General features: G+C 38.8%; 11 protein-coding genes. 2 read left to right on the top strand and 9 right to left on the bottom strand.

Going from position 1 to position 15,340, the window contains the following annotated elements:
- Positions 1-80 precede the first annotated feature (80 nt).
- Positions 81-3,092 (top strand): TonB-dependent receptor, encoded by a 3,012-nt coding sequence (locus tag KO505_RS07755; protein ID WP_216054877.1) that lies wholly within the window; start codon positions 81-83, stop codon positions 3,090-3,092.
- Positions 3,093-3,199: 107 nt separating this feature from the next.
- Positions 3,200-4,717 (top strand): tryptophan halogenase family protein, encoded by a 1,518-nt coding sequence (locus KO505_RS07760; protein WP_216054878.1) that lies wholly within the window; start codon positions 3,200-3,202, stop codon positions 4,715-4,717.
- A 77-nt stretch (positions 4,718-4,794) separates the two neighbouring features.
- Here the strand turns inward: KO505_RS07760 and KO505_RS07765 are convergent, their stop codons facing one another.
- The 9 genes from KO505_RS07765 to hisS all read right to left on the bottom strand — a co-directional run bounded on the left by KO505_RS07765 (position 4,795) and on the right by hisS (position 15,330).
- Positions 4,795-5,661, bottom strand: a complete 867-nt coding sequence (locus KO505_RS07765; protein WP_216054879.1) for a GyrI-like domain-containing protein — start codon at positions 5,659-5,661, stop codon at positions 4,795-4,797.
- A gap of 84 nt (positions 5,662-5,745) precedes the next feature.
- Positions 5,746-6,432, bottom strand: coding sequence for a YoaK family protein (locus tag KO505_RS07770; protein WP_216054880.1), 687 nt, complete (start codon positions 6,430-6,432; stop codon positions 5,746-5,748).
- Between the two features lie 58 nt (positions 6,433-6,490).
- The gene (locus KO505_RS07775) at positions 6,491-7,705 is read right to left on the bottom strand and encodes a diguanylate cyclase (protein ID WP_252731698.1); all 1,215 of its coding nucleotides are present in this window, start codon (positions 7,703-7,705) and stop codon (positions 6,491-6,493) included.
- Positions 7,706-8,878 carry an anhydro-N-acetylmuramic acid kinase gene (locus KO505_RS07780; protein WP_216054881.1) on the bottom strand — a complete coding sequence of 391 codons (1,173 nt, stop codon included), beginning with the start codon at positions 8,876-8,878 and terminating at the stop codon, positions 7,706-7,708.
- A 37-nt stretch (positions 8,879-8,915) separates the two neighbouring features.
- A complete protein-coding gene (locus KO505_RS07785) occupies positions 8,916-10,214 on the bottom strand; it encodes a peptidoglycan DD-metalloendopeptidase family protein (protein WP_252731699.1) in 1,299 nt (432 codons plus the stop codon).
- 165 nt (positions 10,215-10,379) lie between these two features.
- A complete protein-coding gene (gene der / locus KO505_RS07790; protein WP_216054882.1) occupies positions 10,380-11,897 on the bottom strand; it encodes a ribosome biogenesis GTPase Der in 1,518 nt (505 codons plus the stop codon).
- Between the two features lie 183 nt (positions 11,898-12,080).
- The gene (gene bamB, locus KO505_RS07795) at positions 12,081-13,334 is read right to left on the bottom strand and encodes an outer membrane protein assembly factor BamB (protein ID WP_216054883.1); all 1,254 of its coding nucleotides are present in this window, start codon (positions 13,332-13,334) and stop codon (positions 12,081-12,083) included.
- 15 nt (positions 13,335-13,349) lie between these two features.
- A complete protein-coding gene (locus KO505_RS07800) occupies positions 13,350-13,997 on the bottom strand; it encodes a tetratricopeptide repeat protein (protein WP_216054884.1) in 648 nt (215 codons plus the stop codon).
- A 55-nt stretch (positions 13,998-14,052) separates the two neighbouring features.
- Positions 14,053-15,330: a histidine--tRNA ligase gene (hisS, locus tag KO505_RS07805; protein ID WP_216054885.1), complete on the bottom strand. Its 1,278-nt coding sequence runs from the start codon at positions 15,328-15,330 to the stop codon at positions 14,053-14,055.
- Between the last annotated feature and the right edge of the window lie 10 nt (positions 15,331-15,340).

A 15,340-nucleotide genomic window follows, 5' to 3' on the forward strand; every position in this document is an offset into this window, starting at 1 on the left:
AAGTGAAATTGTTTAGTCCGAAAATAAACGTGATCACACTCTTCAAAACAAAATAACAACAACTTGTTTGAGGAACACACATGAAAAATTTTAAGCCTAGTGCGCTTACGCTTGCTCTAATGCTTAGCGGCGTGACACTTGCTTCTATGCCTTCTTTTGCAGCAGATGATGATAAAGATAAGAAAAAAGAAGTAGAGCCAGAAGCAGCAGTAGAAGTTATTGAAATACGCGGTTTTCGCCGTAGTTTAATCGAATCACTAAATACAAAACGTTATTCTGACACAGTAGTAGAAGCGGTTTCTGCCGATGACATGGGTGCGTTACCTGATGTTTCGATTGCAGATGCTATTTCACGTCTTCCAGGTGTTACCGCCGTACGTTCAGGTGGTCAATCTAGCGAATTAAATATTCGTGGTATGTCAGGTGGCTTTGTATTTTCAACATTAAACGGTCGCGAAATTGTGACTGACCAAGGTGGACGTTCGGTTCAGTTTGATCAATATCCATCAGAACTAATCAATCAAGTACAAGTATACAAGTCTCAAAAAGCCTCTCTAGTAGAAGGAGGTGTTGCCGGTTCAATTGAACTAAAAACAGCCAATGCATTAGAGAATGATCAAGACCATACTTTTACTATTCAAACCAAGTTAAGTTATAACGACGCTGCCGACTCTCATCCAGACGCTGACCCTATGGGTAATCGTCTTAGTTTTGCTTACCAAGGTAAATTCTTAGATGAAACACTTGGTGTTTCAATTGGTTATGCGCGTTTGCAACAACCTAAGATCTCTACACAGTTTGTTAGTTACCAGCCTCAATGTGGTATTTTGCCATTTAATGGCGCACCAACAACGTCTACAACAGACTGTGATGGTTTAGACCCAGACGCAACCGGTGCATATGCTAAATATATCGCGCCAACGGGTTTCGAATTAATGGCCCGAGGCGGTGAAGAGTTACGTGAAGGTTTAATGGGTTCAATAACTTATCAACCAAATGATACATTCACATTAAAAGCTGATGGCTTTTACTCAAAATTTGATTCGCAAGGTATCGACCGTGGTTTCCGTGTAAGCGGCATCGGTTCTATTCTTGACGGTTCAAGCATAGATTTCGAAAACCCAGTATTATCAGGTGATAATAGCGAAATTATTGTTGGCGGTACTTACTACCGTGATCAAGGTGATGTAAGAGACAACCCTCCTTACCCACGTTTTGCTAATACCATGACATTGCAAGTTCAAGCGGATGACAATACCACCAATAGTGAAGTGTTATCGTTTGGCTTAAATGCTGAATGGATACTTAACGATGACTTAACCATGACAATTGACGTTGCCCACTCAGAGGGTGAATCAAACTACCGTGATGAAGTTATGCGTTTAGCTACCTTTAACGATGCATCAGCAACTAACCCAGTTGTTACCGATGATATCGTACTTAACTATGAGTTAAATGGCTTAAATTTACCAAGCATCTCATTTAATGACGATATACAGAACGCTTTATCTGATCCAAGTCGTATGATGGTGGGCAGTTTAGAAAAGTATCCACACATTGAAGAAAACTCTGCGAACTCAGCTCGTTTAGACTTTAAATTAGCGATTGATAGTGCCGTAGTTTCATCACTTGAAACGGGTATTCGTTGGTCTGACCGTAATTACAAAAAACAACGTCAAGCCTACAACTACTGTGATGTTGGCAATAGCGGTAATAACTTACGTAATGGTAATTATGTTTTAGGTTATGACCAAAACGGTAATCCGATTGAATCATTAACTTGTCGTCCATACCAGTTACAAGCGGGCGAGTATGAAGTAGTTCAATTAGAAGGTGATTTTGCTGACTTCCCTGCATTTATTTCAGTTGATAATGATTACATTGAAAACACATGGTTAGCGAACGAAGATACTCAAGCTCGTCAAGACTGGCGTTATGACTGGACTATTTGGCAAGAAAGCGAAATAAAAGAAGAGACGCTTGCTTTTTATATCCAAGCTAACTTAGATACTGAAGTGTTTGGTTTAGGTTTATCAGGTAACCTTGGTGTTCGTGTTATTAACTCAACACAACAAGCAATTGGTGTTGAAAGCCCTGCAGTTGAAGGCGCTGGCGACCCAATCTATGATGATTTTGGTGTAGCCAGAACTATCTACAAACATTCAACATTAGAAGTTGATTACACTGATATTTTACCGTCAATGAACTTAAGTCTACAGTTAAGTGAAAATGACCAATTACGTTTTGCCGCGGCAAAAGTTATGGCTCGTCCAGAAATGGGAGACATGGCTGTAAGTGGACAGTGGTCATACGGTATCGACCAAGAAGATTTATTGCGTAAAGCTAACTTAAATCGTGCAACGTCTCCTGAAGTTCGTCCGTTTTATGCCAACCAGTTTGACTTATCGTTAGAGCATTACTTCTCTGAAACTGAAGGTGCACTTATCTTTGCTCTTTATTACAAAGACATCGAAAGTTTCCCTGAAAGTGTAACCATTCCTGATTACAATTTTGAAGCCGCTGGCGTAGAAGTACCTGCTGTGGATAACAATGGTGTTCCAGTTGTATCTGGTGATTACACGGTATTGTTAAACAATGGTCAAGGTGGTTTCTTTAAAGGGGCTGAGGTTACTTACACTCAAACCTTTAGTTTCTTACCTGGTATTTGGCAAGGTCTTGGTGTGAGCGCAAGTTACTCTTACACTGAAAGTGAAGTTGAATCTGAGTTTACTGCCGTTGCAGGTGGCGAAAACTCTAAATCATCATACCCTTTCCTTTCTCCACGAGTATGGACTGCAGCATTATTCTTCGATTGGGATGATACTTTATCTACTCGAATTAATGCCCGCTACCGTGAAGAATACGTTGGTAATCAAATCGCGTTAGGTGATGAACAAAAAGCCTTCTTCGCAGAAGAATTGATTGTTGATTATCAAGCGTCTTGGCAGTTCAGTGAAGAGTTACAAGGTATCTTCTCAGTAAACAACCTGACTGATGAACCTAATCGTTCATACTTTGGTACTCAGGCGATGACTGGTACATTACAGTACTTTGGTCGTCAATTTTACGTAGGTCTTAACGCTAAGTTCTAATATTAGTTGTTTACTTACAATATTAAAAACTGCCGCCTTTGCGGCAGTTTTTGTATCTAACGCTGTAATTTTATATCATTTAATTCACTAAGCAGTATGGTAGAAAAATGAATAACCCAAATGATCAAATCAAAAAAATTGTTATTTTAGGCGGAGGGTCGGCCGGATGGATGACCGCTGCCATGTTAGCCAAGCAGCTTGAACAAAGTTGTACCATTACCTTAGTTGAATCAAACCAAATAAAAACCGTTGGTGTCGGTGAAGCTACCATCCCTCCTATTCAAAACTTCAATCGTATATTAGGTATAACCGAAACCGAGTTTTTATCCGCCTGTAACGGCACCATCAAACTCGGCATTCAGTTTGAAAATTGGAAACAAAAACAACATACATACATGCACCCATTTGGACGATTTGGTGCCGACTTTGATTACATGTCTTTTCCCTATTTTTGGATGAGACAACAGTTAACGGGTAATAAACGCCCCCTACAAGAGTTTTCATTAGCTTGGCATTTAAGCCAGTCTAATAAATTTATTACGCCAAGTTCTGATCCTACATCTTTGGCCTCTAACCTTGATTATGCCTATCACTTTGACGCAGGCCTCTACGCCGATTTCTTAAGAACTTATGCAGAGAATCTCGGGGTGGTAAGAATTGAAGGTAAAGTTGCTAATGTATTTAACCATCCAGTTAATGGATTTATTAGTGGGTTACAACTTGAGGACAATCAAGAAATTAAAGGCGACTTGTTTATCGATTGCAGCGGCCAACGTTCGGTATTAATGCGCCAAAACTTAAACGTGGCCTTTCAGTCTTGGTCTCATCTTTTGTTTAACGACACCGCCATCGCAGTGCAATCAACGCATACTAAGATGTTACAACCTTATACTCGTTCCATCGCGCATGATTCAGGTTGGCAATGGCGTATTCCATTACAGACTCGTATGGGAAATGGCAATGTATTTAGCAGTCAGTTTATGACCGATGAACAAGGACTAGATTGTTTACTCAATAGTGTAGATGGCAAAGTATTAACTGAACCCAATAAAATTAAATTCGAAACCGGAAGGTTAAACTCTTTTTGGGATAAAAATTGTGTCGCAATTGGCCTATCAGCAGGTTTTTTAGAACCTTTAGAATCTACCGGATTACACTTAATCCAATCAGCTATAATGCGCTTAATACGACTTTTTCCAGATACCCACTGTGATCAGCTCTCTCAATCGCTTTATAACAAAGAAACAGAACTAGAGTATCAACATATCAAAGACTTTATTATTCTTCACTACAAGGCTACTGAGCGTGATGACAGCGAATATTGGCAACACTGTAAAGGCTTAGATATCCCTGATTCGTTAAAACAACAAATTGAGCTGTTTAAACAGTTTGGTCATTTGGATGTACATGAAAAGGATTTATTCAAACAAGATAACTGGTTGGCCGTATTAACGGGTCAAGGAATAATGCCAGCAAAAATGGCCCCGATCGTTACGCACAAAAATAACCTGGATATTGAAAAAACCTTTGATGTTATGCAAAAACAGTTTCAACAAATAACCATGAATGCGACAAGTCATGAAATGTATTTAGCTAAACATTGCCCTTATCGTCCAAAGCGTTAAGTAAGGTAAAGTGTATTTACACTTAAGCTACCCCAATAACGCAGCATTTATTGGGGTTATATCTTAAGTTGAAGCTTTTATTGAATAGGCAAATATACGTCAGTGATCATTTCATGTTCCGCTACTTCCGGATAAAAACTTACCCGTTCAAAAAATATGGGAAAGTCTCTTAACTCAAAAGCTGAATCAGTTAGCCACTGCGAATAAAGATAAGCAACTACTGAGCCGATAGCGTCATCACTGCCAATATGCCTTACCACCGCACATTTTCCTGCTGGAATTGTTTTATTCACTACCCCATAGCGATTTGCGCCAATAGCACTATCAACGGAACAACAGACATCAAACCGATATTTCTCTGCAGCAGTTACGCTAGGATCGTCATAAACTAAATTAAAGGTTTTACATTTACTTGGTGGCAGCTTATTTTCTTTTCTCCAACTAATAAATTGTTGGATAGTCTGCCCCAGCAAATTTGGAGCACCTCTGTGCTCCATGGCGGCAATTAAGGTCTCAGGGAACTCAACAACTTGAGTTTGAAATTTATCTTTAGCGTTCATTATCTTTGTCCTCAGCTTACGTATAGGTTCGTATTGTTTATGCCAAGTAGACCAATCAGGGAACTGTTTAAAATCAGAGGGGCTTTTGGCAAAGTACTTTTTAAATACTCTGGAAAACGCTTCGTGACTTTCATAACCATTGTCTAATGCAATATTGATGATTTTATTATTATCACGATATGCCAATTGGTGCGCAGCTCGTTTCAGTCTTAATAGTTTAACTAAAGACATCACTGACATTCCAAAAAATATTGAGCACTGTCGATGGAAATGAAACTTGGATAAATGGGCTTTAGAACAAAGTTTGTCTATATCGAGCTGACTATCTAAGTTAGCTTCGATGTAGGAAATAACGGTAATAAACCTATCTTCATAATTGGCCATTTATCATGTTCTCTGTTTTGATCTTCTTAGGCTTTATACGTTAATGACATAAGACATATTGAGCTTGACTAGGCTTGCTCAATGTTAGCCATTTAGTTTTTCAGAAGACGCACGGCCATATTTTGTATTGTAAATTGAGTAAGACAACGCCAATAATAAACATATTAATGCTGGGATGTATAACGCTTGGAATTTTAAAATAACAAAGAAAAAAGCGCCTAAACTGCCACCTAAAATAAAGCCCAAAATGATCAGCATAAATAACAATGCTTTTCTCTTATCAAATGATTCACCTCTGAATTTAGCACCTAACATAATGCCTAAATCAGTAAATATGCCTGTTACGTGAGTTGTCCGAATAATGGCGCCACTGAAAGTTGTGGCCAGCGCATTTTGTAAACCACATGCGGTAGATGCTAAATAATGGCCTAATAAGGAATCGTTGGAGAGAAAATAGACAGCGGCAAGTAAAAATAGAGCTTCAAGGCAGAGCAACTTACTGTAATTAAGACCTAGTTTTAATGCGCCCGTTCGTAAAAAGTAGCCAGAAATAGCCGCACCAATTAAAAAACTAACAAGAATGGTGAACAAATGAAACACTTCAGCAAAGGTTGAATCAACAACACCAACACCTAACAACGTCGCTGTACCAGAAAGATGTGATATTGATTGATGTTTAAAACCTAACAATCCAATAGCATTAACTAATCCGGCAACTAATGCTAATAAAAATGATCCGTACTCTACCCAACGAGGTAATTTTGAAATCATTTACAATCCCCTAGTCAATTACATTAGACGCAAAAAAGCATTCACTATTATTGTTAAATTACTCAGCTAAGCAGTTTCTACCCGCTTGTTTTGCACGATATAACGCTTCATCTGCTTGTTTCATTACTTGATCGAAGTCTTTTAACTCACCTTCACGTTCCGCTACTCCGATACTTATAGTGACATTCACAACCTTGCTAGACGTATCGTTTTTTGAACGTTGTGACTTACCGGTTTTACTGTCGTCCGGTCGTTCATTGTTGTCCCTAATAGTCATTGCGTAAATGGCAATAGACTCCCTGACTTGTTCCAGATAAGGAATGGCATAATTGACTGACTTATTTGGGAAGACAATTGTGAATTCTTCCCCACCATAGCGGTAGGCTTTACCCCCGCCTTTAATTTCATTGATCTTGCTCGCCACCAATTTTAATACTTGGTCACCAACATCATGCCCGTAGGTGTCATTAAACTTTTTGAAGTGATCCACATCTAACATGGCAATGGTATATTTTTTACCAAGTGAAATAGACGATTGTAATAATGCTCTTCTGGCCGATAAACCAGTTAATTCATCGGAAAAGGCCATCTGATATGAATCAGTTAATACACCTTGAATTAACAGCAAACCAAACACTGAAAATGCAACCAAGTGAGTCAAAACCTCAGCATCTATTAATTTAAAATACACTAAGAAAAATGCGATCACCCAAGTATTCAAAACGGTTTTACTTGGTGACAGTATATGTTTTACCGCTAGCATTAATAACGCTAACACGGACAATACAAGTTCGATTTGAGTCATGCCGCCTAAATGTAGATCGGCGATAAACTCAGTGTTCAAAAATTGGTGTAAGGTGATTGATTGATTAAAACGGTAGTTAACTAAGATCACAGCTAGAATGATCAATGCTCTAATCAAACCGTGGCGTCCCCAAATAGTCTTGTTCTGGTCAAAAGTAAACAAGACTAAAATAAATAACTGACTTAAAAACCACAAGGAGGGACTAAAGTTCAGATATTTAAAATGGTCAATTTCAACAAACAGAGCCCAACTCAGTAATAAAAACAACAGTATATAAATCACTCTACTTTGTTTAAATCTTAGTGCGACAACAATAGCGCCAATAAATAACAACATTGGGGTTTGTGTTAATAACTCTTGCCAAACGGTTAAATCCAACATGCCATTTTGTACAATTAAAAACAGCGCAAAAATTAAGATGACAGGTACGCTGACTGCTTTAATAAAATTTGAAACTAAATAATTCAATTAAGAAACCTTCTTTGATTTGGCACTATACCAACTTCCCATGATGACTTTACTTTTTGCCCCGGTAACAGAGGGGGAATTCGCGCTAATTAAATGGACTCGACAATAAGCTAACCAAGCAAATGCCATTGCCTCTAAAGCATCGCTATTTATCCCAACCTCATCTGTTGCTTTAATTTGATGTGCGGGTAATTGTTGTTGTAATTGCTCAACTAAACATTGATTGTGGACCCCACCGCCGCAAACAAATAAAGTGTGTGTATGTGTAAATTGTTTAATTTGTAACGCAGCACTCACTACAGTTAGCTCTAACAAGGTACGTTGAATATCCTCTGGAGGTATTAACTTTTTATTAAGCTTTGTACTGCTAATAGTCTGATACTCATCAATCTTATTGAACAACCAGTCTAAGTTAAATAACTCCTTCCCTGTGCTTTTCGGATATGCCTCTGCAAAATACGGCTCAGCTAACATTAGAGTTAATAATTCTGGAATGACACGTCCTGTCGAAGCCCAAATGCCATTTTTGTCGTACGCCTTGTTTGTATGTTTCTCACACCAAACATCCAGTAATGTATTAGCCGGGCCAGTATCATAACCAATAACATCCGCACCAGGATTTAGCACTGTGATATTAGCAATGCCTCCTAGATTTAAAACAATACAACCTTGTGAAGTTTCGCCTAATAGAGCTTGGTGAAATGCTGGAACTAAAGGCGCTCCTTGTCCGCCAACTGCGATATCCATGTTTCTAAAATCACTGACCACATCGATTCCAGTTAATTGCGCCAATAAACTTGGATCGGTGATCTGTAAACTGAATGGAAATGCCCCATAGGGCTGATGTCTGATTGTTAATCCATGACTACCAATAGCCATTATCTGAGACTTGTCTATACCTTGAGAAGCCAATAAGGCATTTATGCTTTGAGCAAATAACTGTGCGAGCTGGACTCCCGTTTCACCAAGAGTTTGCATATTCACATTTTGTTCAAATGATAGATGAATTAACTGAGACTTAATGCTGTCAGGTAACGCAACTGATTGGGAAGCTATTAGTGCGATAGAGTGGTGTTTAGAGTTTTGAACGGATTTAATATCAACGATTGCAACATCAATTCCGTCCAAACTTGTGCCAGACATTAAACCAATAAAATAGGTTTTGTTATTCATCAAAGTCCATCTTATTTATGATTAATTTTTATTAGGACTAACGCATCGCCAAAAGTAGTTGTCTATTGTGTTTTAATAAACTTAAACGTTCTTCGGCATATTGAACAAATTGTTGTTTTTGCTCACCCGTTAAAGGATTGGCCTTTGGCAATGAAACCGTACGAGGATTTCTGTGAACTCCATTAACTAAAAATTCATAGTGCAAATGAGGACCTGCCGCTAATCCTGTTGAACCAACTAACCCTATAACTTGTCCCTGTTTCACTTTTTGTCCACGACGTACTTTACGTTTTGAAAAATGAATGTATTTAGTGGTAATGCCGCCGCCATGTTCAATGAAGACATGATGGCCATTAAAACGGTCGTATCCGGCTTTTATTACTTTACCATCGCCTGCGGCAAATACTGGTGTGCCAGTGTTCGCTGCATAATCAACACCACGATGGGCTTTCATTTTTTTCTGTACAGGGTGAAAACGTCGATTTGAGAAGTTTGAACTAATGTATTTAAAATTCACTGGAGAGCGTAAAAAAGTTTTACGCATGCTATCCCCCTCTGGTGTGTAATAACGACCATCGTCATTGCGCACAGCGGTAAAAACTTCATCTTGATTAATAAATTCAGCGGCTAAAATATCACCGTGTCCAACAAATTCACCATCAATATAAATCTGCTCAACTAAAGCATAAAAACTGTCGCCTGATCTTAGGTCTAACGCAAAATCCACATCCCATGCAAATATGTTTGCCAAGTTCATGATCAATGTATCATTTAAACCTGAAGCTACCCCAGCGTTCCAAAAATTACTGTCTATTTGACCTTCAAAATAAACCGACTTAGTCGTTCTCGATTTTTCTTCATACGTCGTATAGTAGGATTTATCATCAGCCAGTTTGGCTATAACCGTGGTTAATTGATCTTGTTCATAACTTAACGATACCAACTCGTTGTCTTTATTCACTTCGAACTCTAAAAAACGTCCTGGGATTAAATGGGTAAATATTTTTCCAGCTTCGCCCGAACCGGCGATAGACAACATGGTTTTTTGCGGTTGTTTTACCCGTTTAAAAATTGTTGCTAAAGAATCACCGTTGCGGATCTCAACATTAATAACATCGGTAAATTCTAAATTGGCTTCATCTTGACCCAAATCCAAAGGTAATGGGTAGGATTCACCAACCGATAATGCTGCGTAATTTGAAACCACAGGCGCGTTGATTACTTTTGATGCTTTGGCAGATTCACTTGGGATCAGGATCAATAAAGTTAAGATCATTGATACAATCAAGACCGTTACTCTATGTTGTTTAGGAAAAGTGTTTACTAAATTCTTCATTACCTACTTCTTGCAATGACTTCTCTAATTGCTTAATGAGTTAGCTGTACTTAAACAGTTTTCATGAGATTACCACCATGACTTTCTAAATAAAAGCAGCAAAGCCATATAATTCAAGCCTGTAATGCAAAAATGCTTCTAATTAAAGAAGCATTTTTGAAAATACTAACCTGGTCGACGATGTCTTCTTATGAATCCACCGGCTTGTCTTTGTTGTGACAAGGTCATGGTTTTTTGTTTATTATCTTCAAATGGGTTCACACCCTCTCTGAATTCTATCTTAATTGGCGTCCCCATCACGTCTAACGCTTTACGGTAATAATTCATTAGATAACGTTTGTAAGAATCCGGTAAGTCTTTTACCTGATTACCATGAATAACGATTCGTGGAGGATTATAACCACCGGCATGGGCGTATTTTAATTTAACTCTACGGCCTCTGATCATTGGCGGTTGGTGATCGTCTTGTGCCATTTTCATGATACGAGTCACCATTGACGTTGAGATACGTTTTGTCGCTGAACGATACGCTTCATCAATTGAATCAAATAAATGACCAACGCCAGTGCCATGTAAAGCTGAAATAAAATGTAAACGGGCAAAATCAATAAAGCCCAAACGTCTATCTAATTCACGTTTTACTTCATTTTTAATATCTTGATCTAATCCATCCCACTTGTTCACCGCAATCACGATTGAACGACCCGCATTTAAAGCAAAACCTAACAAACTTAAGTCTTGATCTGAAATACCTTCTCTTGCATCCAACATTAACAATACGACGTTAGCATCTTCAATGGCTTGTAAGGTTTTAACTACTGAGAATTTTTCTACAGTTTGACGAATACGTCCACGGCGACGAACACCTGCGGTATCAATAATCACGTAATCTTGATCATTGCGACTCATTGGAATATAAATTGAGTCACGAGTCGTACCTGGCATGTCATAAACAACGACACGCTCTTCGCCTAACATTCTGTTAGTTAATGTCGATTTACCAACATTTGGGCGACCAATTAATGCAAACTTAATCGGCACATCTTCAAATGGTACCGCCTCTGGTTCTTCAACTTCAATAACATCGCCATTTTCGTCAAACTCAGGCTCTGCAAACTCTTGTTCTAAATCAATTTCACCACGTTCTTGAATTTGAGCCGCTAACTCATCTTCAAACTGCTCAGACAATTGTTCAATAACAGGCATTAATGCATGGTCTAAAAGTTGAGTAACACCACGACCATGAGCGGCCGCAATTTGATGTACATCACCCATAGCTAAATTATAAAATTCAGCGCTTGATGAGTCACCATCAATACCATCAACTTTATTGGCTACGATAAAGGTTGTTTTATTTTGTTTTCTTAAATGTTCAGCGATAGCTTGGTCGGCCGCTGTCATACCCGCTCGGGCATCCACTAAAAACAACACAACATCAGCTTCATCTATGGCCAACAAAGATTGCTCGGCCATTTCAACTTCAATACCTTCTTCAGTACCATCAATACCTCCGGTATCGACCACAATAAAATTGTGTTCGGCGTGTGTTGCTTGACCGTACTTTCTATCTCTAGTTAGTCCGGGAAAGTCCGCTACTAGCGCGTCTCTTGTACGAGTTAATCGATTAAATAAAGTCGATTTACCGACATTAGGACGACCAACTAAAGCAACCACAGGAAGCATTGAATTCACCTCAAACATACACTCAACGTTGGTGAGTGATGTATTTAAATATTACAAAAAAGGCCTAAACATTTGTATTAAATATCTAGGTTCTAGCCACAATTTAAGTTTTAAACTATGACACAAAAAAGGCTCTGTGTTTGTTCATACAAAACACAAAGCCCAATATAAATAAACTATATATTACGGTAGACGTAAAGCGTTCACTTTGCCATCTCGGGTTTGTACAAAGAGCTTATCACCTGATACGACAGGTTTAGTATAAGCGCCGTCTTCTTCAAAAGAAAACCAATCAACGAACCACCAGAATACAGAACGGTCATAGTCAGCAAATTTATAACGAGCTGCTATTTTACCAGATTCTTTATTTATAAAGTGAAAATAACCTTCATAATCACCTACTACGATATTACCTTTATAAACAACAGGTTGTGTTAATCGGCGATTATATAGCTCAGATGACGTCCACTTTTCGATACCACTATTAGCATCAACAGCAATCACATTACCTTTAGCATCCGTTAAGTAAATAACACCAGTATCAATCGCTAAATTACGGTATGACGAATATTCACGTTTCCATAATACACGACCAGACATCATGTCCAATGCGGCTAAGTTACCATTGTAAGCAATTGTATATACCGTAGAACCGTTGATTAAAGGCTTACTGTCAGCATCAATTAACTGCTCAAGTTCGGTTGAACCTTGTACTACCCCTATTGCTTGTTCCCAAGCAGGAATGCCTTTTTCAAGGATAATTACCGACAATTTTCCCGTGGCTGTGCCAACTAAAACACCACCACCAGCAATGGTTGGCGAAGAGGTACCACGTAACGATAATGCAGGAACATCGGTGGCAATTTGCCAACGTAGCTCACCGGTATCAGGATGTAATGCAGCTACAAAACCTGCTGCTGTAGTTACGGCTATCCAGCCTTCACCTGCTGCAGGTGGAGCAACCACTTCACCTTTTACTTCGGTACGCCATAATATTTCACCGGTTGCTTGCGATAACGCAATAACATCGCCGTTTTCAGTACCAATATATAAATTTTTATAGGCTGCAGTAATACCACCACTTAATTTTTCAGGCGCTATTGTTGTAAACGTTAACGTATCCCATAATGTTGGTGGGTTTTCACGAACGTCTGTTGACCAAACTTCATCACCGCTGTCTTTATTAAACGCGATAACTTCGCCATCACGACTTGCCGCAAATACAAGATCACCAACTGCGGCTGGTGATAAGTTTGAAAAGTAATTATCAACACCGTCGCCTGCAGATTCTCTCCATACTAACTCAACATCTAACGTCGAATTAATCGGTTTTATTTCTGCAATACGAAACTCTTCTTTGATTTCTTTTGTTTCACAGCCGGCTAACCCGAACAATAAAGCAAATGAAAGTGCCGTTATTTTGGCTTGTTTTAACATTAAACAGGGCCTTAATTAGCTAGTTGTTTTTGAAGATAACGCTAAATCGTCTAACTTCATTTTTAATAAGTTATTACCTTCTAAACCACCGTTATCGGCAGCAGATTGATATGACATACGCGCTTTATCTTTATTACCTTGAGCTAAATAAACATCGCCCGTTAACTCAGCAACACGTACTTCATAACCTTTACTTTTAACACTTGTTAAGGTTTTCAAAGCCGCATCGTACTGTTGTAACTCTGATTGAATTCGAGCTAAACGTAATGACACCAAATCTTTTAAGCTAACTGAATCCGTTAGCGATAATGCGGTCGTTAAGTTGGTGGCAGCAAGTTCAAACTTACCATCAGTCACGGCTTGTTTAGCTGCTAAAAGTTGAACAAACACACCATAACCAGATTCACCATAAGCAGCCGTAAATGCTTTTAATTCTGACTCGACTGATTCAGAGTTAGCGTTTTCACTTTGGCTTACTTTAATAAATTCTTCGTATTGAGCCGAAGCTGCTTCTTGCTCTGCAATTTGGTTATCTACATACCAGTTCCAAGCAGAGAAACCACCTAAACCTAACGCAGCACCTAAAACGATTTGAGTGCCGTTTTCTTTCCAAAAACTTTTAATCGCTTCAACTTGTTGTTCTTCAGTAGAATAAACTTCCATTATAACCTCTATATCTGTACTACATCAGCAGGGGAAAATTCCTGCAAATATCAATTTAAGCAAAGATCGTATTAATACGGCCTTCCAATTCAGTCCAACTAACTACTTCTTGTTCTACATTTTCACGTAAGTTTTTTATGGTAATTTGTTGGTTTGTAATTTCTTCGTCTCCCAAGATAAGAGCAATTGATGCACCTACCTTGTCAGCACGTTTCATTTGTTTCTTAAAGTTACCGCCACCACAGTGGTTAACGACTCTTACATGCGGTGCAGCTTGTCTTAAATGTTCTGCTATTTCAACCGCTTTTATTTCTGCATCCGTCCCTGCAGCGACCATATAGACATCAGCCGTTGAGGTTGGTTCCTTTAAAATTTCTAAGGTTTGTAACAACAGGACTAATCGTTCAATCCCCATAGCAAAACCAACCGCTGGAGTAGGTTTACCACCTAGTTGTTCAACTAATCCATCATAACGTCCACCAGCTAATACGGTCCCTTGAGAACCTAAGCTTGTAGTTACCCACTCAAATACGGTTCTGTTGTAATAATCTAAACCACGAACTAAACGTTCGTTTACTACATATTCAATACCAGCAGCATCTAATCGTAATCGTAATTGTTTAAAATGTTCGACGGACTCTTCATCTAAGTAATCTGATAATTTTGGCGCCGCCTCTAATAAGTTCTGAACATCTTGATTTTTACTATCCAAAATACGTAACGGATTAGTCGTCAATCTACGTTTTGAATCATCATCTAACTTATCTTCGTGCGCTGACAGATATTCAACTAATGCAGCGCTGTAATCTGCACGCGACTCATTTGAACCCAAAGAGTTAATTTCAAGTGTTAAATGTTCTGTAATGTTAAACGTTTTCCACAGACGAGCTGATAATAAAATCACCTCTGCGTCCATATCGGCACCAGCGAAACCATATGACTCAACGCCAAACTGGTGGAATTGACGGTAACGGCCTTTTTGAGGGCGTTCATGTCGGAACATTGGTCCGGTATACCACAGTCGCTGCTGTTGGTTATATAACAAGGCACCTTGATTTGCAGCTCTAACACAAACAGCCGTACCTTCTGGACGTAAAGATAAAGAATCGCCATTACGGTCGTCAAAAGTGTACATTTCTTTCTCAACGATATCTGTTACTTCACCAACTGAACGTTTGAATAATTCGGTAAATTCTACGATTGGAAAACGAATTTCTGAATATCCATAACTGGCTACGGTTTGACGGATCACAGATTCAACTTGCTGCCACTGAGCAGTTTCCACTGGTAAACAGTCGTTCATTCCACGAATTGCTTGGATTGGTTTAGACACTGATTAATAA

This window comes from Psychrosphaera sp. F3M07, from assembly GCF_018860345.1.
GTDB classification, from domain to species: domain Bacteria; phylum Pseudomonadota; class Gammaproteobacteria; order Enterobacterales; family Alteromonadaceae; genus Psychrosphaera; species Psychrosphaera aquimarina.